At 63.6% G+C, this 22,203-nt stretch carries 20 protein-coding genes; 13 read left to right on the forward strand and 7 right to left on the reverse strand.

Annotated features, from left to right (window positions below; genetic code table 11):
* Positions 1–8 precede the first annotated feature (8 nt).
* From Q1A53_RS21215 to glmM, 8 genes are all read left to right on the forward strand, one after another.
* On the forward strand, positions 9–950 hold the full coding sequence (locus tag Q1A53_RS21215; RefSeq protein ID WP_299970629.1) for a glycine--tRNA ligase subunit alpha: 942 nt from the start codon (positions 9–11) through the stop codon (positions 948–950).
* A complete protein-coding gene (locus tag Q1A53_RS21220) occupies positions 947–1,468 on the forward strand; it encodes a DUF6446 family protein (RefSeq protein WP_299970632.1) in 522 nt (173 codons plus the stop codon). The genes Q1A53_RS21215 and Q1A53_RS21220 overlap by 4 nt, the downstream gene beginning before the upstream one ends.
* Positions 1,468–3,696: a glycine--tRNA ligase subunit beta gene (gene glyS, locus Q1A53_RS21225; RefSeq protein ID WP_299970634.1), complete on the forward strand. Its 2,229-nt coding sequence runs from the start codon at positions 1,468–1,470 to the stop codon at positions 3,694–3,696. The genes Q1A53_RS21220 and glyS overlap by 1 nt, the downstream gene beginning before the upstream one ends.
* 240 nt (positions 3,697–3,936) lie before the next feature.
* Entirely contained in the window at positions 3,937–6,513 is a 2,577-nt protein-coding gene (locus Q1A53_RS21230; RefSeq protein WP_299970636.1) for a putative PEP-binding protein, read from the forward strand.
* A 145-nt stretch (positions 6,514–6,658) separates the two neighbouring features.
* Entirely contained in the window at positions 6,659–7,303 is a 645-nt protein-coding gene (locus Q1A53_RS21235; protein ID WP_299970639.1) for a cell wall hydrolase, read from the forward strand.
* 91 nt (positions 7,304–7,394) lie between these two features.
* Positions 7,395–8,318, forward strand: a complete 924-nt coding sequence (locus Q1A53_RS21240) for a dihydroneopterin aldolase (RefSeq protein ID WP_299970642.1) — start codon at positions 7,395–7,397, stop codon at positions 8,316–8,318.
* Between the two features lie 3 nt (positions 8,319–8,321).
* Positions 8,322–9,335: a dihydropteroate synthase gene (gene folP, locus Q1A53_RS21245; RefSeq protein ID WP_299970645.1), complete on the forward strand. Its 1,014-nt coding sequence runs from the start codon at positions 8,322–8,324 to the stop codon at positions 9,333–9,335.
* A complete protein-coding gene (gene glmM / locus Q1A53_RS21250; RefSeq protein ID WP_299970648.1) occupies positions 9,328–10,677 on the forward strand; it encodes a phosphoglucosamine mutase in 1,350 nt (449 codons plus the stop codon). The genes folP and glmM overlap by 8 nt, the downstream gene beginning before the upstream one ends.
* Here glmM and Q1A53_RS21255 read toward each other — a convergent pair.
* Positions 10,674–11,591: a DMT family transporter gene (locus Q1A53_RS21255; protein ID WP_299970651.1), complete on the reverse strand. Its 918-nt coding sequence runs from the start codon at positions 11,589–11,591 to the stop codon at positions 10,674–10,676. The two genes, glmM and Q1A53_RS21255, sit on opposite strands and share 4 nt — an antisense overlap.
* A gap of 80 nt (positions 11,592–11,671) precedes the next feature.
* On the opposite strand from Q1A53_RS21255, the gene Q1A53_RS21260 reads away from it, so the two are divergent.
* Positions 11,672–11,842 (forward strand): hypothetical protein, encoded by a 171-nt coding sequence (locus Q1A53_RS21260; RefSeq protein ID WP_299970654.1) that lies wholly within the window; start codon positions 11,672–11,674, stop codon positions 11,840–11,842.
* A gap of 43 nt (positions 11,843–11,885) precedes the next feature.
* Here Q1A53_RS21260 and ilvC read toward each other — a convergent pair whose 3' ends face one another.
* Complete coding sequence (ilvC, locus tag Q1A53_RS21265) at positions 11,886–12,908, reverse strand: ketol-acid reductoisomerase (protein ID WP_299970657.1); 1,023 nt, start codon at positions 12,906–12,908, stop codon at positions 11,886–11,888.
* A gap of 133 nt (positions 12,909–13,041) precedes the next feature.
* Here ilvC and Q1A53_RS21270 point away from each other — a divergent pair, with 133 nt between their 5' ends.
* The 3 genes from Q1A53_RS21270 (at position 13,042) to Q1A53_RS21280 (ending at position 15,231) form a co-directional block, all read left to right on the forward strand.
* Positions 13,042–13,497 carry an Lrp/AsnC family transcriptional regulator gene (locus Q1A53_RS21270; protein ID WP_299970662.1) on the forward strand — a complete coding sequence of 152 codons (456 nt, stop codon included), beginning with the start codon at positions 13,042–13,044 and terminating at the stop codon, positions 13,495–13,497.
* Complete coding sequence (locus Q1A53_RS21275) at positions 13,494–13,952, forward strand: Lrp/AsnC family transcriptional regulator (RefSeq protein WP_299970665.1); 459 nt, start codon at positions 13,494–13,496, stop codon at positions 13,950–13,952. The genes Q1A53_RS21270 and Q1A53_RS21275 overlap by 4 nt, the downstream gene beginning before the upstream one ends.
* A gap of 151 nt (positions 13,953–14,103) precedes the next feature.
* The gene (locus Q1A53_RS21280; protein ID WP_299970668.1) at positions 14,104–15,231 is read left to right on the forward strand and encodes an aminotransferase class V-fold PLP-dependent enzyme; all 1,128 of its coding nucleotides are present in this window, start codon (positions 14,104–14,106) and stop codon (positions 15,229–15,231) included.
* A 123-nt stretch (positions 15,232–15,354) separates the two neighbouring features.
* Here Q1A53_RS21280 and Q1A53_RS21285 read toward each other — a convergent pair whose 3' ends face one another.
* From Q1A53_RS21285 to Q1A53_RS21295, 3 genes are all read right to left on the reverse strand, one after another.
* Positions 15,355–16,548, reverse strand: a complete 1,194-nt coding sequence (locus Q1A53_RS21285) for a UbiH/UbiF family hydroxylase (protein WP_299970671.1) — start codon at positions 16,546–16,548, stop codon at positions 15,355–15,357.
* Positions 16,549–16,583: 35 nt separating this feature from the next.
* On the reverse strand, positions 16,584–16,832 hold the full coding sequence (locus Q1A53_RS21290; protein ID WP_299970674.1) for a hypothetical protein: 249 nt from the start codon (positions 16,830–16,832) through the stop codon (positions 16,584–16,586).
* An 88-nt stretch (positions 16,833–16,920) separates the two neighbouring features.
* Positions 16,921–17,565 (reverse strand): pyrimidine 5'-nucleotidase, encoded by a 645-nt coding sequence (locus Q1A53_RS21295; protein WP_299970677.1) that lies wholly within the window; start codon positions 17,563–17,565, stop codon positions 16,921–16,923.
* A gap of 69 nt (positions 17,566–17,634) precedes the next feature.
* Between Q1A53_RS21295 and Q1A53_RS21300 the strand changes: the two genes are divergently transcribed.
* On the forward strand, positions 17,635–18,315 hold the full coding sequence (locus Q1A53_RS21300) for a GntR family transcriptional regulator (RefSeq protein WP_299970680.1): 681 nt from the start codon (positions 17,635–17,637) through the stop codon (positions 18,313–18,315).
* 623 nt (positions 18,316–18,938) lie between these two features.
* On the opposite strand, the gene Q1A53_RS21305 is transcribed toward Q1A53_RS21300, so the two are convergent.
* The gene (locus Q1A53_RS21305; protein WP_299970682.1) at positions 18,939–20,828 is read right to left on the reverse strand and encodes a glycosyltransferase; all 1,890 of its coding nucleotides are present in this window, start codon (positions 20,826–20,828) and stop codon (positions 18,939–18,941) included.
* Between the two features lie 101 nt (positions 20,829–20,929).
* A complete protein-coding gene (gene carA, locus Q1A53_RS21310; RefSeq protein WP_299970686.1) occupies positions 20,930–22,090 on the reverse strand; it encodes a glutamine-hydrolyzing carbamoyl-phosphate synthase small subunit in 1,161 nt (386 codons plus the stop codon).
* Positions 22,091–22,203: the final 113 nt, after the last annotated feature.

Raw genomic sequence — 22,203 nt, forward strand, 5'->3', positions numbered from 1 at the left:
CTTTGCCCATGTCCCACCTTCCCGATGCGCCCCGCTCCTTTCAGGAGATCATCCTGCGTCTGCAGACCTATTGGGCGGGCAAGGGGTGTGCCATCCTCCAGCCCTATGACATGGAGGTAGGCGCGGGCACCTTTCACCCCGCCACGACGCTGCGCAGTCTGGGGACGAAACCTTGGGCCGCGGCTTACGTGCAGCCCTCGCGCCGCCCCACGGACGGGCGCTATGGCGAGAACCCCAACCGGCTGCAGCACTACTACCAGTATCAGGTGCTCATCAAACCCAGCCCGCCCGACCTGCAGGAGCTCTACCTCGGCTCGCTGGAGGCCATCGGCGTGGACATGGCGCTGCACGACATCCGCTTTGTGGAGGACGATTGGGAGAGCCCGACGCTGGGCGCCTGGGGGCTCGGCTGGGAGGTGTGGTGCGATGGCATGGAAGTCAGCCAGTTCACTTATTTTCAGCAGGTCGGCGGGCACGACTGTCATCCTGTTTCGGGCGAACTGACCTACGGGTTGGAGCGGCTTGCGATGTATATTCTGGGCGTCGATCATGTGATGGACATGCCCTTCAACGATCCGCAAACGGACATCGCTCTCAGCTACGGCGACATCTTCAAGCAGACGGAGGAGGAATACGCGCGCTGGAACTTCGACAATGCCAACACCGAGGTGCTGCTGCGCCAGTTCGAGGAGGCGGAGGCCCATTGCCGCACGCTGCTGGATCAGCCGGCGGAGGACCCCAAGACCGGTAAGCGCATCGTCATGGCGCATCCCGCTTATGACCAATGCATCAAGGCCAGCCACATCTTCAACCTGCTGGACGCACGCGGCGTCATCTCCGTGACCGAAAGGCAGGCCTATATCGGGCGGGTGCGCGCGCTCGCCAAGCTCTGTGCGGATGCCTTCGTACAGACCAGCGCCGGGGGCTGGCGCCCCGAGGATGCAGCGTGACCGGCAAGATCGCGGCGCTGGCCATCCTGATCTCTGCGATCGCTGCAGGTGTATCGCTCTATTATCTGCAGATCTATGGGTTCTACGAAGAGGCCACCGCGGAGCTTACCGAGGTGCGGCTTGTCTCGCTCAACACGGATACGCCCGAGCCGATCAGCGCGCGGGCCATCCAGGCCATTGATGCGGAAAGCTCGCCGATCCGCTTTCGCGCGTGTTTCGAGACCGATGCCAGTCTGCCGATGCTGACGGAGACCTACGTGGCCCCGGCCCGCGCCACCCCGCGCAACGCGCCGCCGTGGTTTGACTGCTTTGACGCGGCGGACATCGCCGCAGAGATCGCCGCGGGCACAGCCTTGCCGTTTCTGGGCCAGAAGAACGTAAAATTCGGCGTGGACCGCATCGTGGTAATCACCGACGACGGGCGCGGTTACATCTGGCATGAGCTGAATGACTGCGGCGAAAAAGCCTATGACGGAACGATTGTGGGCGAAGAATGCCCGGGACGGGAGGGCAGCTGATGCCTGATTTGCTGATTGAGCTCTTCTCCGAAGAGATCCCTGCGCGCATGCAGCGCCGGGCCGCCGAGGATCTGCGCAAGCTGGTGACAGACGGGCTGGTCGAGGCGGGGCTGACCTATGCCTCTGCCGCGGGTTTTGCGACACCGCGGCGCCTGACCCTGACCGTCGAGGGGCTGCTGGCGGAAAGCCCTGCCACCGTGGAAGAGCGCAAGGGTCCGCGGGCCGACGCGCCGGAGAAAGCCATCGCCGGGTTCCTGCGCAGCACGGGCCTGTCCGCGGATGATCTGGAAACGCGCGAGACGCCCAAGGGTCCCGTGCTCTTTGCGCGCATCGAAAAGGCCGGGCGGCCTGCGGCAGAGATCATCTCGGATGTGCTGGGTGGGACGATCCGGAATTTTCCGTGGCCCACGTCCATGCGGTGGGGCAGTGGTACGCTCCGCTGGGTGCGGCCCCTGCAGAGCATTCTGTGCATTCTCACCGACGAGGCGGGGCATACGGTCGTGCCGCTGGAGGTCGAGGGGATCGCCGCGGGCGACCGCACCGCGGGTCACCGGTTCATGGCGCCCGCAAGCTTTGCCGTGTCGGGCTTTGACGACTATGCCGCCAAGCTGAAACGCGCCTTTGTCGTGCTGGACGCCGACGAGCGGGCGGAGGCGATCTGGCATGACGCCACCAACATGGCCTTTGCCAATGGGCTGGAGGTTGTCGAGGACAAGGGCCTTCTGGCGGAGGTCGCGGGGCTGGTTGAATGGCCGGTGGTGCTGATGGGCCGGATCGGGGAGGATTTTCTGGATCTGCCGCCGGAGGTGCTGCAGACCTCCATGAAAGAGCACCAGAAGTTCTTTTCCGTCCGCAACCCCAAAACGGGCCGCATCGAACGCTTCATCACCGTGGCCAACCGCGAGACGGCGGACAATGGCGTGACTATTCTGGCCGGCAACGAAAAAGTGCTGTCGGCGCGGCTGGCGGATGCGAAATTCTTCTGGGAGAACGATCTGCGCGTGGCCAAGGCGGGGATGCAGCCCTGGCTGGAGCAACTGAAGAACGTGACCTTCCACGCGAAGCTCGGCACCCAGGCCGATCTGGTCGGGCGCGTGGCGACGTTGTCGCGTAAAATCGCTATTCTGGTGAAGGCCGACCCTCATCTGGCCGAAGAGGCGGCTATACATGCCAAGGCCGACTTGTCGTCCGAGATGGTCTATGAATTCCCAGAGCTTCAAGGCCTCATGGGTCGTTACTACCTCGAAGCCGCCGACAGAGCGCCAGAAGTCGCGGCTGCGGCTGAAGAGCATTATGCACCTCTTGGCCCATCTGATGATGTGCCTACCGCGCCGGTGTCCATTGCCGTGGCGCTGGCCGAGAAGATGGATAAGCTAACGGGCTTTTGGGCGATTGACGAGAAACCGACGGGTAGCAAAGATCCCTACGCGCTGCGGCGGGCTGCACTTGGGATTATCCGAACCATACTTGAGAACGATCTATCAGTGTCTTTCATCGAGATGGCTTTCCTCAGCTACGCAATTTTACTTGGTAGAGCAACTGGGTACAGAGCCGCTGCCGATGCAGCGGAGATGCTGAACGCGGCGAAAGTAATTGGCGACAAGCAGCTCATCGAGCGAATGGAAGCTATCAATCGCAGTCTTCCAGAGGACTATATTGAGCAATCAGAAGAAGCTTCTCTGCAATTTACTAAGAAAAAAGTCGAGGCGCTAGGCTCCTTCCTCCACGATCGCCTCAAGGTCTACCTCCGCGACCAAGGCATTCGCCATGACATCATCGACGCTTGCATCGCCATGGAGGGCAACGACGATCTGACCCTGCTGGTGAAACGCGCGCGGGCTTTGTCGGAGACGCTTCAAACCGACGATGGGGAAAACCTCATCCAGGCTTTCAAACGCGCCAACAATATTCTTGCCCAAGCGCAGGAGGCGGATGGCGTTGAGTATTCCTTTGGTGCCGATCCTAAGTTCGCCGAGACGGAGGAGGAGCGGGCGCTCTTTGCCGCGCTCGACCGGGCGGAGGCGGAGATTGCGCCCGCGATGAAGGCGGAGGATTTCGCCACTGCGATGACGGCGATGGCAAGCTTGCGTGCGCCGGTCGATGCGTTCTTTACCGCCGTGCAGGTCAACGCAGAGAATGCGACCGTCCGGCGGAACCGGCTCAACCTGCTCAACCGGATCACCACGCTGTGCGGTTCCGTCGCCGATCTCACCCGTATCGACGGCTAACGGCCCCGAAGCGATACGAATTCCTACTCTTTACCTGAGACAAACCGCTTAGATCAAAGCACCCGCGCAACAGGCCCTTTTGCGCCGCGCCGTTCCGCCCACGTCAAACCGAAGGTTTGCTTGCAGCAAAACGGGCGGCGCGATTGCGCCACCCCTCGGAACGGCGCTTCAGCGGAACGGTCAGATATCTCTGGTCTGGGGCTAGTCGCGCAAAGCCTTGCTTGCAGAGTGTTAATCCCTATGCTGCGGCCCAACAGCAAAGGTGCCGCAGTGCAGAATAACCCCCAGATCACACTCGTTACCCCCACGTCTCCCATCGCGACAGAGACCCACGGCGGCCGGGCCAAATGCCTGCAACGGCTCGTCCGGCTGGACCTGCCGGTGCCGCGGACGGTGGCGCTGTCCTTTGAGGCGGTGGGCCGCATCGCCCGCGGTGAACTGCCGGACATTCCCGCCATCTTGTCGCAGTTTCCCGAGGGCGCGCTGCTGTGTGTGCGGCCCTCGTCGGAGGATCCGGACTGGGGCGGGCCGGGGGCTGTGCTCAACATCGGGATGACGCCGGAGCGGCTCACCAAGCTGGAGACCCAGCTGGGCACCGCGGCAGCACAGGCGATATACACCCGCTTTGTGCAGAACTATGCGCTGGATGTGGCCCGGCTGGACCCGGATGTCTTCGAGGATGTGCCCTCAGATGGCCGGGCCGCCCTGACCGAGACCCTGCGCGCCTATGAGGCAGATCTGGAAGAGCCCTTTCCCACCGATCCCTCGCAGCAACTGGCCGCCGTGCTCAAATCCATGGCGCGCGCGTGGGAGGGCACCTCCGCCCGACTGCTGCGGCAGGCCAAGGGCGCACCTGCGGACGCGGGTCTGGGCCTCGTGGTGCAGGAGATGGCTTTGGGCCTGGGCGAGGGGCAATGCGGATCGGGGGTCCTGCAACTGGTGGATGGCGACACCGGTCTGCCGCAGGTCACCGGGCGGTATCTCAGCCAGAGCCAGGGGCGCGACGCGCTCGACCGCGATGCGGCGGCCCTCTACCTCAGCCGGGATCCCCGCGGGCCGTCGCTGGAGGAACTGGCGCCCGAGGCTTTCGAGACACTGAAGACCTACGCCGCCCAGATGCGGCAGCGCTTGCGCGAGGAAATGCAGATCGAATTCGTGATCGAGAACGGTCAGCTCTTTATCCTTGACGGTGTGCGGGTCACCCGCTCCAGCCGTGCGGCATTGCGCATCGCGGTGGATCTGGCGGAGGACGGCGTCATTTCCCGATCGGATGCGCTGATGCGCATCGAGCCGCGCACCGTATCGGAGCTATTGCACCGGCAGATCAGCCCGCATGCCAAACGGGATGTCATCGGGCGAGGTATCGCGGCAAGCCCGGGCGCGGCCACGGGGCGGATCGTTTTTACCGCCTCCGAAGCGCAGGCCAGTGCGGCGCGCGAAGAACCCTGCATCCTCGTGCGGCGCGAAACCTCGCCCGAGGACATCCGCGGCATGCATGCGGCCCAGGGCGTGCTGACCGAGCGCGGCGGTATCACCAGCCACGCCGCGGTGATCGGGCGTGGCATCGGCCTTCCTTGCGTGGTCGGCGCCTCCAACATGCGGTTCAATCGCGGCAAAAAGCAGCTGGTCACCCAGGACGGTCGGGTGTTCGCGGCGGGGGAAGTGATCACGGTTGACGGGTCCAGTGGTGAGGTGCTTGCAGGCGCGCCCGAGATGCAGGAGGCCGCCCTCGACGCGGCGTTTCAGACGTTGATGGACTGGGCGGCAGCGGTCTGCGATATCGGGATCCGTGCCAATGCCGACACGCCCGCCGACGCGCGCACGGCGCGGAATTTCAACGCGCAGGGCATTGGTCTGTGCCGCACGGAACACATGTTTTTTGAGCCGGGCAGGCTAACGGTCATGCGCGAGATGATCTTTGCCGAAACCTCCGAGGATCGCCGCGCGGTGCTTGAGCGATTGCTGCCCATGCAGCGTGATGACTTTACGCAGCTCTTTCGGATCATGGAGGGCGATCCTGTCTCCATCCGGCTGTTCGATCCGCCCCTGCACGAGTTTTTGCCGACCGATCGGGCCGGTCAGCAAGAGCTTGCCGAGGCGCTGGATCTCCCCCTGTCGCGCGTGACCCGGCGGATCGAGGCAATGTCGGAATATAACCCCATGCTTGGCCTGCGCGGCGTGCGCCTCGGCGTCACGGTGCCCGAGATCTACGAAATGCAGGCCCGCGCGATCTTCGAGGCAACCATCGCAGCGAGCACCGAAGGTGTGCCCATTGTGCCCGAGATCATGATCCCGCTGGTGTCTGCCCGGCGGGAGGTGGAACTGGTCAAGACGGCCATTGATGCGGTCGCCGCCGCGGTACGGACAGAGATCAGCGGCGATTTCGACTACCGGCTCGGGGTCATGGTCGAGACGCCCCGCGCCGCGCTGCGGGCCGCGGAGATTGCCCCTTATTGCGCTTTCCTGAGTTTCGGGACGAACGACCTGACGCAGATGGCCTACGGGCTGTCACGGGATGATGCGGGCAGGTTCATGTCGGCTTACGTCCAGCAGGGGGTCTTTCCGGAGGATCCGTTTCACGTGCTGGATACCGATGGCGTGGGCGAGTTGATCAAGCTGGGCGCAGAGCGTGGCAGGCACGCCCAGCCGGATGTAACGCTGTCAATTTGCGGAGAGCACGGAGGCAATCCCGAATCGATTTCCTTCGCTCGGGATGCTGGATTCGACTATGTGTCGTGCTCTCCCTTCCGGGTGCCGGTGGCGCGTATAGCCGCAGCCCAGCTTGCCGTAAAATCAACATATTGTATTGAGGGATAAAATTTTATCTATATTTGGTTCAATCCCTCCGTTTTGCGTGAGCGATTCACTGCCGACATTAACCAAGCTTCCCTTCGTAAACTTTACGTCAACCAACATTCCACGTTAGACGGCCCTCACCAAGCTGCCTTTGGGGGATGTTATTGTGAGAATTTATCGTAAGGCGACAGCGTCGCTGGCCGTTGGGCTGTTTTTAGGCTTTTTCGGGGCAACCACCGGGTTTGCCAACCAAATTGCCGACACCGTGATAGATGCGGACGATCTGAAGTCCGTGACCGTGCGCCGTATGGTGGATACGGTCCTGCCCGCGCGCCATGAGATCAAACCCCAAAAGGTCGAATTTTCGAAAAAGTGGCTGGATGCCCAGCCCGATCCTCAGGGCGGGCCCGAGTTGCAATGTCTGGCCGAGGCACTTTACTTCGAGGCGCGCGGAGAGACGGTCAAAGGTCAATTCGCCGTGGCCGAGGTTATTCTCAACCGGGTCGATTCCGAACGTTTTCCGGGTTCTGCCTGTGGCGTGATCAATCAGGGCACCGGCAAGAAGTACCAGTGCCAGTTCACTTACACCTGCGATGGATACAAAGAGGTGATCGCTGAACCGCGTGCCTATGCGCGTGTGGCAAAGGTGGCGCGTGCGGCGCTCGACGGTCGTCCTCCGGAGCTGACAGAGGGGGCCACGCATTATCACACCACTGCGGTGAACCCACGCTGGAGCAAGGTCTACACCAAGACTGCTGCAATCGGGGATCACATCTTTTATCGTCACACCTGGCGCACGGCCAGCAACTGATCATTTCAGGTCTTGGCCTGATAGCATTCAGCCTGCTAAGGGGCGGTCATCCACGGGGCGACCGCCCTTTCCTGTTGAAAAGGGCCCGGCCATGAGTTCCGAGATCACGCTCGCTTTCGCGCATCCGTCCGAGAGGGCGGAGGCCACGGCACCCGATGGCCCGCTGGACCGGATCTCCGTGCGCGATCACGTGGTGGAGGTTGAAATCGGCGCCTTTCAGGCCGAGCGTGGTGTGACGCAGCGGATTTGCTTCAACATCGTAGTTGAAGTGCAGCCGCTGACCGGGCCCATCGACGACGATGTCGACCGGATCCTCAGCTATGATCGGGTGACCGAGGCCATTACCTTTGAGCTGTCGGCAGAACGGCTCAATCTGCTGGAGACGCTGGCGGAGCGCATTGCGGAGCGGATCCTGTTGGAACCGCAGGCCGTGCGCGCTTTTGTTCGGATCGAAAAGATCGACCGCGGCCCCGGTGCTCTGGGGGTGGAGATCGTGCGCGCGCGGCAGCCCAGCGTCGAGATCCGGGCTGAGGAAGGTCCGGCACCGCAGCCTGACCTGATCTATCTGAGCAATGGGGCCATTGCCTCACCACATCTGATCGGCTGGATCGATCAGATTGAAGCGCGCGGCAGACCGCTCATCTTCTGTGTCGGTCCTGCGGAAGTTCCGGCACCGCAGACGGGACATAAAATGGCACAACGCCGGATCGACCTGTTGAGCATCGAGCAGAATGCCTGGGTGCTGGCCTCCAAGGACGACCGCTGCGTGGTGGTGGAGACCCGGACGGAGCTGGACTGGGCCATGAAGAACGGCCAGACCTGTGTCTGGGCACCGTCCAAGATCGTGCTGGATGCGGTGGATGGTCCGTCTGCCCAGCCGCGCGATGCGGTGGCGCTGGCCGCGTGGTTCGCCGCCACATTTGACGCACCAGAGTTGACCGTGATCGGTGCCGATCTGCCTGCATCTGCGCCGGTGGTCCTGAAGGCGGTGCCGGTGGATCAAGCGCAGGTCTGAGCGGTGACAGACTATCTGCGCCCCATCGTCCAGACGGATCCCGCGCGGCCCGCCGCGGCCCTGTCGCTCGCGGGGGGCTGGGGTTGGTTCACGCACGTGGAGCGGCTGTCGCGCCACGCTGCTTCTCAGATAGTGCCCGCAGATCAGATTGCACCTGAGCGGTTGGCGCCTTTGACGGCATCCCGCGCAGCGATCGCAGGCATGCAGATGGACAGACCTCGCGTGATGGGCATTCTCAATACCACGCCCGACAGTTTCTCCGATGGCGGGCGGCACATGGGCGCCGAAGCGGCCCTTGCGGCGGCGCGCGGCATGGCTCTGGCGGATATCATCGACATCGGGGGCGAATCGACCCGGCCCGGCGCTGCAACCGTCTCGGAGGAGGAGGAGATTGCCCGCACCGCGCCGGTGATCAAGGCGCTGCGCGCGGGCGGGATCATGGCGCCTTTCTCAATTGATACGCGTAAGGCCGCCGTCGCCGAGGCCGCCCTGCAGTCGGGCGCGGGGCTGGTGAACGATGTCTCCGGCTTTACTTTTGACGATGCTCTGGCGCCGCTTTGTGCCGCGCGCGGCATACCGGTCTGCGTGATGCACGCACAGGGCGATCCGGCCACAATGCAGCAGGATCCGACATATGATAACGTCCTGCTCGATGTCTATGACTTCCTCGACGGTCAGATCGCGCGGCTGGAGGCACAGGGCATCGCGCGCGACCGCATCATTGCCGATCCTGGCATCGGCTTTGGCAAGACCCTTCAGCACAACCTGACCCTTTTATCGCGGCTTTCGCTGTTTCACGGCTTGGGCGTGCCAATCCTGCTGGGCGCCTCGCGCAAAGGGTTCATCGGCACCCTCAGCGGGGTGGAGCGGGCCGACCAGCGGATGCCGGGCTCGCTGGCCGTGGCGCTCGCGGCGCTGAAACACGGGACACAAATCGTGCGCGTCCATGATGTGCCGGAGACCGCTCAGGCCATTGCGCTCTGGCGCGCTGCCGTGGCAGGTACGCGGGATGGATAAACTCTTTGGAACTGACGGGGTGCGCGGTACCGCCAACACGCACCCCATGACAGCCGAGATGGCGCTGCGCATCGGTGCTGCCGTGGGCCAGTATTTCAGCCGCGATGGCTCCAGCGTTCACCGGGTGGTCATTGGCAAGGACACGCGGCTGTCGGGCTATATGTTCGAGAACGCGCTGACCGCGGGGCTGACCTCCACCGGCATGAATGTGCTGCTGCTGGGGCCTGTGCCCACACCTGCGGTGGGGCTGCTGACGCGATCCATGCGCGCCGATCTCGGCGTGATGATCTCCGCCAGCCACAACCCCGCGGCGGACAATGGCATCAAGTTCTTCGGGCCGGACGGGTTCAAGCTCTCCGACCAGATGGAAGCGGACATCGAGGCGCTGATGGCGCAGGGCGTCCCGCTGGCGGCCTCGAACCGGATCGGACGGGCCAAGCGGATCGACGATGGGCGCTTTCGCTATATCGAACGGGTGAAATCCTCCTTTCCGCGGCAGCAGGCCCTCGACGGGCTCAAGGTGGTCATAGATTGCGCGAACGGTGCCGCCCACCGCGTTGCCCCCGAGGCGCTGTGGGAGTTGGGTGCGACCGTGATCCCCGTGGGCGTGTCCCCCAACGGGCACAACATCAATGACAACTGCGGCTCTACCCACCCGGAACAGGCAGCGGAGGTCGTCCGGCGCGAGGGCGCGGATGTGGGCATCTGCCTTGACGGCGATGCGGACCGGCTGATCCTGCTGGATGAGACCGGCAAGGTGGGCGACGGCGATCAGTTCATGGCGCTGATGGCGCATCGCTGGGCGCAGGAAGGGCGGCTGGCGCAAAAGGCGCTGGTGGCCACGGTCATGTCCAACCTGGGGTTGGAGCAGTTTCTCCAAGGCAAGGGATTACGGCTGGAACGCACGGCGGTTGGGGATCGCTATGTGGTCGAGCGCATGCGCGCGGGTGGCTTTAACCTGGGCGGTGAGCAATCCGGTCATATCGTCATGTCGGATCACGCAACCACCGGCGACGGGCTGATGGCCGGGCTGCAGTTCCTGGCGGAAATGATCCGCTCCGGCAAACCGGCGAGCGCCTTGCTCAACAGCTTTGATCCGGTGCCGCAACTGCTCAAGAACGTCCGCTTTGCCACCGGTCAGGCTCCGCTGGAGGCCGCAGAGGTCAAGAGCGCGATCGCACAGGCGGAGGCGGATCTGGCGGGCAAGGGGCGGCTGCTCATCCGGAAATCGGGGACGGAACCGCTCGTCCGGGTGATGGCGGAGCATGAGGATGCCAGCCTCATGACACGCGCTGTCGATAGCGTGGTTGAGGCAGTGGCGGACGCGGTCTCGACGGGCTAGCGTCGCCGAAACAAGCGGCTGAACGCACCGTACTGGCTGAGGCCCACACCGGTCAGGATCAGCGTCATCGCCAGCAGCAGCGAGGCGGGCAGGGGCTCGCCCAGCACCATCGCGCCGAGGATCACCGACCACGCGGGCACCTGATAGTTCGTGAGCGACATAAACACAGGCCCCGCGCTGCGCACCACCATCACCCGCAGCAGGCTGGCCGCGGCAGTGGGGATCAGCCCCAATAGCGCGACCACCATTACCGTTGTCGGATCCAGCAGCGGCGGCGCCCCCTCCACGATCAGCGCCAGCGGCAGGATCAGGACCGCACCGATCAGCATCAGCAGTGTTGTCAGCCCGATGGGGTCTACCGGGGGCAGTCGCCGCATCAGGATCGACGAGGTGCCGTAGCAGGCCGCAGCCCCCAGACAGGCCGCGCGCCCCGCAGGCTCCATCGCAGCACCCGTCGTCTCAAACGCCTGAGCACCGATCAGCACGCAGACCCCGACGAAACCGATGCCGAATCCCACCGCTTTGCGCAGGGTCATCCGCTCTCCCGGCACCAGAAAATGGGCCAGCGGCAGCACGATGAGGGCGACAGCGGCCATGGACACCCCGGCAAAGCCCGCGGTCACGAACTGCTGACCCCAGGCCAGCAGCAGGAACGGCAAGGCAGAGCTGAGCACACCGATGGCAGCGACCGCGACCCGATCTGCTTGCGTCAGCGGGCGCTGAAACAGCCGCAGACCCGTCGCGCGCCAGACCACCAGCAGCAAGATCGCCGCGAACCCGATCCGCCCCGCCGCGAGCCAGAACGGGGTGATCCCGCGCAGGGCAATCTCCGTGACCATGAAGGTGCCACCCCAGGTGAACCCCAGCGTGGCAACCATCAGCCAGCTGCGCGTGGTGATCTGTGGCTGATCCATGCGTCCTTCTGTCCCGTAACCGGTGCGGAACCCTCCGCACAGTCGAGCGGTTATGTCAGGGAATGCAGAGGAGAGAAACCATGGACTTCACCTATCTCGTCGTCATCCTGGCACTCGTCACCATGCTGGCGGTCATCATCTTTGCGATGGTCAGCAAGGCAAAGGTCGAGGCGCGGATGAAAGACGAAAACAGCACGAAATCAACGCTGGCGGCGGACAAAAGCTCCACCGGTAAGTCGGCGGACGTGTAAGGCAGCTTTAAAAAGCCCCGGGGATGGCCCCGGGGCTTTTTCTTTAGTTCTTGGCTTTATCGACCATCTTGCCTGCAGAGATCCAGGGCATCATGCCGCGCAGTGTCTCGCCGGTCGCCTCGATCTGGTGCTCGTCGTTGATGCGGCGCGTCCCTTTGAAGAAGGGCTGGCCAACGGCGTTTTCCTGCATGAAATCACGCACGAACTTGCCGGTCTGGATGTCCGTGAGGATCGCCTTCATCCGGGCCTTGGTCTCGTCATAGGGCAACACGCGTGGGCCGGAGACATACTCGCCATATTCTGCCGTGTTGGAGATGGAGTAGTTCATGTTTGCGATGCCGCCTTCGTAGATCAGATCCACGATCAGCTTCACTTCGTGCAGGCATTCGAAATAGGCCATCTCGGGCGCGTAGCCTGCCTCGACCAATGTCTCAAAGCCCATGCGGATCAGCTCCACCAGACCACCGCAGAGCACGGCCTGCTCACCGAAGAGGTCGGTTTCACATTCCTCGCGGAAGTTCGTCTCGATGATGCCGGAGCGGCCACCGCCGATGGCAGAGCAATAGCTCAGCCCCACTTCGAGCGCCCTGCCGGAGGCATCCTCATGGACCGCAACAAGGCAGGGCACGCCGCCGCCCTTGGTGTATTCGCCGCGCACGGTATGGCCGGGGCCCTTGGGGGCCATCATGATCACGTCAACGCCTGACTTGGGCTCGATCAGACCGAAGTGGATGTTCAACCCGTGGGCAAAGGCGATTGCGGCGCCCGCGCGGATATTGTCGTGGACGTATTTCTTGTAGGTCTCGGCTTGCAGTTCGTCCGGCATGGTGAACATGATCAGATCAGCCCAGGCAGCCGCCTCGGCGATGCCCATGACCTTGAGACCTTCGCCTTCGGCTTTCGCGGCGGAGGGCGAGCCCTCGCGCAGAGCGACGACGACATTCTTGGCACCGCTGTCGCGCAGGTTCAGCGCATGGGCGTGGCCCTGGCTGCCGTAGCCCAGAATGGCCACTTTCATGTCCTTGATGAGGTTCACATCGCAATCGCGGTCGTAGTAAACGCGCATGATAGTTCCTTCCCTTGATCTATGCTGGCGCGCACTCTACTGGCCAAGGGGAACGTTCGCAGCTATATTATCGCAGAAATGCTGGCTGATTGAGGTGAAATCATGCGCTCAAATATCAATAACTGGAAAAATCATGCTCGATGATCTGGACCGGCGGTTGTTGCGACACTGGCAAGCGGACGCAACCCTGAGCCCGGCGGAGCTGGCAGCGACGGTAGGCGTGACACCGGCCAAGGTGTCGCGGCGCATCGCGCGGTTGCAGGACACCGGGGTGATTGAGGGTATCGGTGCCGTCATCGACTGGTCCGCCCTGGGCTATACGGTCGAGGTCTCGCTGCGCATCACCTTGGACAAGACACAAGCCGGATCCTTCGATGGCTTCATCACGGCGGCGCGGGCGGTGCCTGAAGTGACGGAGATCCAGACCTTTCTGGGCAGCGTCGACGTACGATTGAACATCATTGCCCGGGACGTCGCACATTATCAGCAGATCTACCGTGAAAGGATCCTGACGCTGCCCCATATCTCGGACATCGAGGCGCTGATGCAGATCGCACGGATCAAGGACGGTGAGGCGCTGCCCCTGTGATCGCGCTGGATGACATCGACCGGGCGTTGCTGCGCGCGCTGGCACGGGATGCAACCCAAAGTGCGGGTGCTCTCGGCCGGACGCTCGGCCTGTCGCAACCCGCCACCTGGCGGCGGATCCGCAAGCTGGAGGATGCGGGCGTGATCAAGGGCCGGACGCTGCGGCTGAACCCCGAAAAGCTGGGGTTTGGCGTGGCGGTCTTTCTGGGGGTCAAGCTCGCCGCCAAGGGACGCAGTAGTCTGGAAGACTTCGAGCGCGCGGTCACCGCGATCCCCGAGGTGCAGCGGGTAGAGCATGTCTTGGGGTTGTTCGACTACCGGCTGCGGGTGGTCGCCCGCGATCTGTCTGATTTCGAGCGGGTGCTGCGGCGGCGGATCATGACGCTGCCCGGGGCAGGGGCGGTTGAGGCGAATGTGCTTTTGAGCGAGGAGCGGCTGCCCGGACCGCTCGACTAAGCGCGGCGGGTGGCCAGAAGATCCCCATTGGGAACCACTGTTTCCGATGGTGTCGCCGGGGCGCGCCAAAACGCCGCCGGTATACCTAAGTAGACTTTGCCAAGGGCGAGGGGAGCGGATATTCCGGCGCAAACCTAGGGGAGTTACCACGATGGCTGCATTGCTCGATACCGTTGATCCGATGGGGCTCGAAGAGTTTTCGGTTGTTTTCACGGACCGGTCGCTGAATTCCATGAGCGCTGCGTTCCAGCAGGTGATGCGCGACATCTCCGGCATGCTGAGCGAGGTTTACAACGCCGCGGCGGTCGTTGTGATCCCGGGCGGCGGCACTTACGGGATGGAAGCGGTCGCGCGCCAGTTCGCCCGTGACGCAGAGGTGCTTGTCGTGCGCAACGGCTGGTTCTCCTACCGCTGGAGCCAGATCCTGGAGACCGGCGGGCTGACGGGCAATACCACCGTGCTGAAAGCCCGGCAGGCCGGCAACGCGACGGTGTCGCCCTTTCGGCCCGCGCCGATTGAGGAAGTGACCGCGGCGATCGCCGCCCAGAGGCCGCAGGTCGTCTTTGCGCCCCATGTGGAGACAAGCGCCGGGGTGATCCTGCCCGACGACTACATTACGCAGATGGCGCAGGCGGCCCGGGATGTGGGCGCGCTCATGGTGCTCGATTGCATCGCGTCGGGCTGTGCCTGGGTCGATATGCGCAAGCTGGGTGTGGATGTGCTGATCTCCGCGCCGCAGAAAGGGTGGTCCGCCTCCCCATCCGCGGGTCTGGTGATGCTCTCCGAACGTGCTGTGGCGCGGCTGGCGGAGACGCAATCGGACAGCTTTGCCATAGATCTGGGCAAATGGCACAGCATCATGCAGGCCTATCTGGACGGCGGTCACGCGTATCACGCGACCATGCCCACCGATGCGCTGCGCGGCTTTCGCGATACCATGCTGGAGACGCAAAGCTACGGGTTTGAGCGCCTGAAAGAGGCGCAGTGGCGGCTAGGGGACAGCGTGCGGTCGATGTTGGCGGCTAAGGGCGTCGTCTCCGTCGCGGCAGAGGGGTTCGGCGCGCCGGGTGTGGTGGTGAGCTATACGGCCGATCCTGACATCCAGAACGGCAAAAGGTTTGCGGCGGAAGGCATGCAGATTGCGGCGGGTGTGCCGCTGCAATGCGATGAGCCTGCCGATTTCCGGACCTTTCGGCTGGGGCTCTTCGGGCTCGATAAGCTTTATGATGTGGAGGCGACGCTGGGCCGGTTGCAACGGGTGATCGACCGCGTCTTGTAACCATGGGGCGTTCAGCGGCCGGGGGGAAGCGCTCTTCCCTCCATCGAGGAGGGTCGGGCGCTGCCCGGCCCCCAGGGCCGGGGGGTTCAGCGGCTGCGGTGTATCTGGTTTTCGTGAGGGTTGCTAGCGCACGCCGAGGCCCATCTGCATCAAGGTCTTGCGGACGGGCGACATCGCGTAGAGTGCGTTGAGCCCCGCAGCGCGGGCATCGCGGAGCGCGGGTGTGCTGACCTGACTGGCGCGGTTCAACAGATCAATGCCCCGCACCCGGAGGGCCACATCGCTGTGCCTTGCGGTGTGATACGCGTCGAGCATCTGGCGGTCGCCCAAGCCCTCCGGTCGCGCCTCTGCCAGAGACAACAGTGCCGCGGTATCCGCGAGGCTCATGTTCAACCCCTGCGCGCCGATGGGCGGTACCACATGCGCGGCCTCGGCGATCAGGGCGATCCGCTGGGCTGACATCCGCTCGGCCAGTTGACTGATGATCGGCCAGATACTCCGCCGCGAAGCCAGCGTCAGCGGCCCGAAGAGGTGACAGCTGCGGACGGAGGCTTCGGCCTCAAAGGCCTCCACCGGCAGGTCATAGCGCGCCTGGCTCAGGGGTCCCTCATCCATCCAGACCACGGCGGAGGATGGCACGCCGTCGTGATCGGGCAGGGGTACGAGCGTGAAGGGACCTCCTGTGCGGTGGATCTCGGTCGAGACGTTCTCATGCGGGATCGGGTGGGTGACGGCGAAGGCCAACGCCTTTTGTCCGTAGCGCATGGTGCGCACGGGAATGCCCGCGCTCTGCCGCATGGGCGAGGTGCGCCCGTCCGCCGCGATGACCAATCGGGCGTTGACGGAGCTGCCATCGCTGAGCCGCACACGGGCAGCGCTGTCTCGGGTGAAAAGCGTCTCTGCCCCGAGGCCGGGCCGAAAATCCACGGTGGTCAGCTCGCTCAGCCGCGCAACCAGTTCGCGGCGCAAGAGCCAGTTGGGCGCGTTCCAGCCAAACGGCAACTCTGAGATATCATCGGCATTGAACTCGCGCGTCAGCCGCGGTTCCGGTTCATCACCGCCCGCGTCCACAATCCGCATGATCTGCAACGGTGTGACGTGCGGGGCGAGACGCTCCCACACACCGGATGCCTCCAGCACCTGTCGCGCCGGTTGCAGCAGGGCCGTTGTGCGCATGTCCGCGCCGTCCTCGGAGCGGTCGGTGATGGGCGGGGCCGGATCAGCGCAGATGACATGAAATCCGGCGGTGCCGAATGCGGCTGCCGCGCTAAGGCCTGCGATGCCACCACCGGAGATGAAGATGTCACAGCTTTCCATGGCGGCGCCTTGTCCGTTTCGCTTTACCCGCCAGCCTAGCCTTTCGTGATCAGGAGCAGAACAACGAAAATCACCGGCACCATGGCAACCGCAGGGATGTAAAGACCGGGCAGCCCGAAGGTCAGGGCCGAAATCAGCCAAAGGCTGACGAAGATGATGATGGCAAACCAGACGTTGTTCTTGTCGCCGAGCATCAGGTCTCGGGCGATCCAACCCAACACGGGTATCTTGAAGAACAGCCGTTGCCAGAGCGGCATGTCTTGTACGGTCGCGGTCATCGTCATGGTTATTTCCTCCTGAGGTAGACAGGTAGATAGGGTCGCTGCCACAGGATGGGAGGGGCGTGATTGTCGCAGTTGACCATCTGAGCTGTCAGGTGAGGCGCGCCAGAAAACCACTCAGATCATCGGTATGAAACTGGATATGCGCGCCGGGTCCGCGGGTTTCTGCCACGTGAACCGTGCGCATTCCCATCTCATGCGGAACCTTAAGATTTCGTGCATCATCCTCGAACATGGCCGCGGTGCCGGGGCGCAACCCGTCCTTGGCAAATATCGTCTCGAACGCCGTTCGGTCGGGTTTGGGCTGAAATCCCGCGTCCTCGACGCCGTAGATCGCATCGAAAAGACCACCCAGCCCGCGGGCGGCCAGCACACGTTCTGCGTAAGGCGCGCTGCCGTTTGTGTAGACGATGCGCCGACCGGGCAGCGCGCGGATTTGTGCGGCCAGCGTCGGGTCGGGCTGCAACCGGTCGAGGGGGATGTCGTGGACGTCGTGCAGATAGGGCAGCGGATCGAGATCATGCTCCCGCATCAGCCCCGCCAGTGTGGTGCCGTGCGTGGCCCAGTAGTGTGCGCGCAGCCTGTCCGCTTCGGCATGGCCCACGTCGAGTGCCTCCATGACATAGGCCGTCATGCGCACTTCGATCAGATCAAAGAGCCGCGCGGCAGGCGGGTAAAGCGTATGATCGAGGTCGAAGACCCAGGCATCGACAGCGGCGAAAACATCCTTTGGCATGGGGCGGATCTAGCGCCACGCCCCCGCCGCTGCAAGAGCCAGGGTTGCGCTGGACGTGATGCGATCCCTATGGTGGGCAAAAAGAGGTTCAACATCATGGGTGTCCAGAAACCACAGCAGACCGATGCCTATTCAATGATCCTCGATGCCATTGATCTGGGTGTCTACCGCCCCGGTGACCGGCTGGTGGAGAGTGAGCTGGCCGAGCGTTTCGGTGTCTCGCGCACGCCCATCCGCGAGGCTCTGCAGCGGCTGGAGACGCAATCGCTTCTGGCGCGGGACGGGCGCAGCCTGATCGTCGCGTCGCTCGATCACAACCAGATGGCGGAGCTTTATGTGGTGCGGCGCGAACTGGAAGGGCTGGCCGCGCGGCTGGCCGCGCAGCACGCGACGGAGGAAGAGGTCCGTATCCTGCGCGAGATGGTCGAGGCCGACAACGCACTGGTGAACACCCCGGCGGCCCTAGCCCGGGCCAACCGGCGGTTTCACAAGCAGATCCATCTGGCCTCGCACAACCGCTATCTGGTCCAGCAACTCGACCTTGTGCACCGGACCATGGCGCTGATGGCCACCACATCGCTGGCCGCGGACGGGCGCGGCGAAATCGCGCAATCTGAGCATGATGCCATCGTGCGCGCCATCGAGACCAAGGATGCTCAGGCCGCCGATGACGCGTTGCGCGAGCATATCTCGGTGGCTTTCATGACCCGGCTGAAACTCGATGCCGCACGGCGCGAGGAAGAGGCCTGAAGGTTGTTTGCTGTTCGATTTAGCTGAGATCTTTTTGATCCGGGCCGTCGATGGCCATGTCGATCTCCGGAGGATCTGGTCAGCGCATGACCCCGGATACAGGACGTGATTTCTTTCGGCCCTGCTTAGATCAAGTAAACAAAGGCCCGATCGGTCACGCCAAAAAGCTGTCTGAACACAAGGGTATGTGGGTTTATCCGCGACTGTCTCTAATAAGCGATCAAGAGGGTCTGTCGCCGAGTACCCCCTCGGAAGTCGGCGACCAGGAGACCCAGATGCAGATCTCTTGCGGGCTTCCGCTGCAGTTTTTGGTGGCCTTACCGTACAAAATGACCCCCGAAGACAGGCGACAAGGGCGCGCCCAGCCGGGGGTACCAATGCTTACGCTCCCCTGCGCGGACCGTGGGAGTGGGCGACTGTAGAATGCAAGGTGAGACGGTTTGCCGCCCGCCACAATACCATACCTCAGCTAGCGGCTCTTTGCCGGTCAGCGGCGCACCGCCCGCTCATCCACAGAAGGCGGAGGGTCGCAACCATCGCTCCCGGCCTCAAGGCCGGGCAGCCGCCTCCCCTCCTCGATGGAGGGGAGGCGGCTTCGCCCGTCTCAAAAGGCTACATAGGCTCTAGCTGCGATCCGCCGGCGCGGTAACACCGTGTTGGGTCTTGTCCCAGAAAAACGGCGCGCGCAGCATTTCCCACAGCGCCTTGTAGCTCGCCAGCGTTCCGAGCGTGAAATAGGCCATCATGGTGGGCACATAGGCAATCAGATGGCGGTGGGCCCGCCCCGCCACCGCGTAGATCCCCATGGACAGGCTGAGCAGTTCGGAAAAGACAAAAAGCCCCATGCAGGCCCAGAGCACGCCCACGCCCAGCGTCACTTCCACCGGGTGGCTCACACCTGTCAGTGTCAGCCAGAACGACCACAGCAGCGGGGCTGCGGCGAACTGCGAGAATGTGGCTAGGAACATCGTCTGAAGCCCCATAAACCGCATCCATCCCAGATCGCGCAGCAGCGCGCGGGGGTTCCTCATATGCACCAGATAGGTAATCATGAACCCCTTGAGCCACCGCGAGCGTTGCCGCACCCAGGGCCAGGCACGGCTCGTGGCTTCCTCGTGGGTGACTGTCGGCAAAAGCTCCGTCCGGTAGCCATGCCGTGCCAGCCGCACGCCCAGATCCGCGTCTTCTGTCACGTTATGCGCGTCCCAGCCGCCGAGGCGTTCAAGCGCATCGCGGCGGAAAAACAGCGTGGTCCCTCCCAGCGGAAGCACCAGCCCCAGCCGGGCCACACCGGGCAGGACAACGCGCCACCAGGTCGCGTATTCTATCGTGAAACACCGCGACAGCCAGTTGCTGCGGGAGTTGTAGTAATCCAGCACACCCTGCAGGCACACCACGTCACTGGGCGCCTCGTTGAACCGGGTCACCACCTGTTCAATCTGATCGGCTTCCGGCCAGTCCTCCGCATCCCAGACCCCCACGATGCTGCCCCGGCAGAAATCCAGCGCGTAGTTCAGCGCCCGCGGCTTTGTGGTCAGCGTGTCCGCACTGGGCACTTCGATCACGCTCATCCAGTCGGGCAGGGTGGTTCGCGCGATGGTGTCACGGGTCATGGTGTCGTCTTCCTCCAGCACCAGCACCACGTTCAGCAGCGATTTGGGGTAGGTCAGCTTGCTTAGCCGGGTGATCAACTGCTCGGCGATCTCCGTCTCGTTCAGCAGCGGTACCAGGATAGAGACGCGCGGCATGCGGAACCGCGCGGCAGTCGTGTGGATCCGGCGGCGCCGGGGTTTTTGCTTAAAATGCGTGGCAAAGGCCGCCGCTTTCAGGCCGGTGGTCATGACCAGTGTCAAGACCGCCCAGAGCACCCCCAGCGTCAGCGTCCAGAGCGGTGCCAGCGCCACACAGGCCACCAGCCCTGCGCCGAGCGCCCCCGCCCAGAGCGTGCGTTGTTTGTCCCGGCTGGCCCAGCTCCGGCAGCTTTCCTCCTCCGCCACGCGTGACAGCGCCTTACGCGCCAACTCCTCCCCGTAAAGCCGGTTGAGATGCGACTGGATCTGCAAATCATCCACGATCACGGGGAAAAGCGACAGCCCGCGCCGCTTCATGGTCTGACACAGGGCTGCGAAATCCGCGGGGCTGCTGGTGGCGACGAGCACCCGGAGCCCGTCCCGCTTCCAGGGGACGACACCGTGGCGCAGGCAGACCTCCGCAGGCAGGGTCTTTGCCATCTTGAGCTCGGGGGGTTCGAGATCCAGATCGGCGTGCGGCGCACGGCATTGACCGGCCAGCACACCGAGCACGTCGTGCTTTTTCAGCAACCCTTCGGAGACCATGATCTCGCCCAGAGGCGCATCCACATGGCCCTGGATCTTGAGAGCATGGGTCAGATCACCGTGGGCGATCTTGCCTTGGTCTATCAGCATCTTGCCAATAGGTTCGTAGCTGACCGGTGCTGTCGTGACATCCGGTTCCGGCACCGGATCGGGCAGAACCAGCCGCAGGTTGTTCATGGGTGTCTACCTTGCGTAAATTCAACACAAGGACGCTGGCAGAACAGGGTTAACGCTCTGTTAAATTAACACTTTTTCTACCATAAGGAGAGCAGCGCGGCTCAGGCCGCGCGCTCTGCCATCGCCTGGGCGAAGCGTTCAAACAGGTAGTAGCTGTCCTGTGGCCCCGGGCTGGCCTCGGGGTGGTGCTGGACAGACCAGACGGGGCGACCCTCCATTCGGATCCCGCAGTTCGAGCCGTCGAAAAGGGAGGTATGCGTCTCAATCACGCCTTCGGGCAGGCTTTGGGCATCGACCGCAAAGCCGTGGTTCATGGAGGTGATCTCCACCTTGCCGGTGTCGTTGTCCTTGACGGGATGGTTGGCGCCGTGATGGCCGTGGTTCATCTTGATCGTGCGGGCGCCGAGCGCCAGCGCCAGCATCTGGTGCCCGAGGCAAATGCCGAAGACGGGCAGCGCTGTGTCGCGCAGTACCTGCTGGATCATCGGCACCGCGTAGGAGCCGGTGGCCGCCGGATCACCGGGACCGTTGGACAGGAACACGCCACCGGGGTCATGCGCCATCACCTCGTCATAAGTGGCGGTGGCGGGCAGAACGGTCACGTCGCATCCCGCAGAGGCGAGACACCGCAGGATGTTGCGTTTGGCGCCGTAATCCAGCGCCACAACCCGGTGTTTCGGATCGGTCTGCGGCGCATAGCCCTCGGGCCAGGCCCACCGCATCTCGTTCCAGCGGTAGGATTGCGCGCAGGTGACCGTGCGGGCGAGATCCCGCCCCTCCAGACCGTCGAACCCGCGGGCCGCGGCAACCAGCGCCTCGATATCGAAAGTGCCTGTCGGATCATGGGAGAGGGCCACATGGGGCGCGCCGGACCGGCGGATCGCCCGGGTCAACCGCCGTGTATCCACCCCGCCCAGGGCGATGCGTCCGCGCGCGGCGAGCCAGGTGCTCAGATGCTCAGCCGCGCGCCAGTTCGACGGATCCGTTGGCATCCATTTGACGACCATGCCGGCAGCAACCGGATCTGCGGTTTCGTCATCCTCGGGGTTCACGCCCACATTGCCGATATGCGGAAAGGTAAAGGTCACGATCTGCCCGGCGTAGGAGGGATCGGTCATGATTTCCTGGTAGCCGGTCATCGCCGTGTTGAAACACAGCTCCGCCACGGTCTGCCCCTCGGCGCCGAAGCCCATGCCGTAGAACACGGTGCCATCCGCCAGAGCAAGACAGGCAGTCGGGCGGTCGGCGGCGGGGCTCGGCATGGCGTAACTCTCCAGCAAAACGGCGTTAAAATCATGGGTTTCTAGACACGAGGTGGGGGGCGGTCAAGGCGCATTCCGGCGGATGGGGCCGTGGCTGTCACCCCGTGACGCGG

The organism is uncultured Roseobacter sp. (genome assembly GCF_947496515.1).
Taxonomy (GTDB): domain Bacteria; phylum Pseudomonadota; class Alphaproteobacteria; order Rhodobacterales; family Rhodobacteraceae; genus Roseobacter.

Bases quoted from the DNA above. Each gene is read 5' to 3' on its own strand.
- carA (WP_299970686.1), bottom strand. From the start codon at position 22,090: ATGCCGAGCCCCGCCGCCGACCGCCCGACTGCCTGTCTTGCTCTGGCG.
- Q1A53_RS21215 (WP_299970629.1), top strand. From the start codon at position 9: ATGTCCCACCTTCCCGATGCGCCCCGCTCCTTTCAGGAGATCATCCTG.
- Q1A53_RS21240 (WP_299970642.1), top strand. From the start codon at position 7,395: ATGAGTTCCGAGATCACGCTCGCTTTCGCGCATCCGTCCGAGAGGGCG.
- Q1A53_RS21255 (WP_299970651.1), bottom strand. From the start codon at position 11,591: ATGGATCAGCCACAGATCACCACGCGCAGCTGGCTGATGGTTGCCACG.
- glmM (WP_299970648.1), top strand. From the start codon at position 9,328: ATGGATAAACTCTTTGGAACTGACGGGGTGCGCGGTACCGCCAACACG.
- Q1A53_RS21290 (WP_299970674.1), bottom strand. From the start codon at position 16,832: ATGACGATGACCGCGACCGTACAAGACATGCCGCTCTGGCAACGGCTG.
- Q1A53_RS21230 (WP_299970636.1), top strand. From the start codon at position 3,937: ATGCTGCGGCCCAACAGCAAAGGTGCCGCAGTGCAGAATAACCCCCAG.
- Q1A53_RS21305 (WP_299970682.1), bottom strand. From the start codon at position 20,828: ATGAACAACCTGCGGCTGGTTCTGCCCGATCCGGTGCCGGAACCGGAT.
- Q1A53_RS21285 (WP_299970671.1), bottom strand. From the start codon at position 16,548: ATGGAAAGCTGTGACATCTTCATCTCCGGTGGTGGCATCGCAGGCCTT.
- ilvC (WP_299970657.1), bottom strand. From the start codon at position 12,908: ATGCGCGTTTACTACGACCGCGATTGCGATGTGAACCTCATCAAGGAC.
- Q1A53_RS21295 (WP_299970677.1), bottom strand. From the start codon at position 17,565: ATGCCAAAGGATGTTTTCGCCGCTGTCGATGCCTGGGTCTTCGACCTC.
- glyS (WP_299970634.1), top strand. From the start codon at position 1,468: ATGCCTGATTTGCTGATTGAGCTCTTCTCCGAAGAGATCCCTGCGCGC.
- Q1A53_RS21300 (WP_299970680.1), top strand. From the start codon at position 17,635: ATGGTGGGCAAAAAGAGGTTCAACATCATGGGTGTCCAGAAACCACAG.
- Q1A53_RS21280 (WP_299970668.1), top strand. From the start codon at position 14,104: ATGGCTGCATTGCTCGATACCGTTGATCCGATGGGGCTCGAAGAGTTT.
- Q1A53_RS21260 (WP_299970654.1), top strand. From the start codon at position 11,672: ATGGACTTCACCTATCTCGTCGTCATCCTGGCACTCGTCACCATGCTG.
- Q1A53_RS21270 (WP_299970662.1), top strand. From the start codon at position 13,042: ATGCTCGATGATCTGGACCGGCGGTTGTTGCGACACTGGCAAGCGGAC.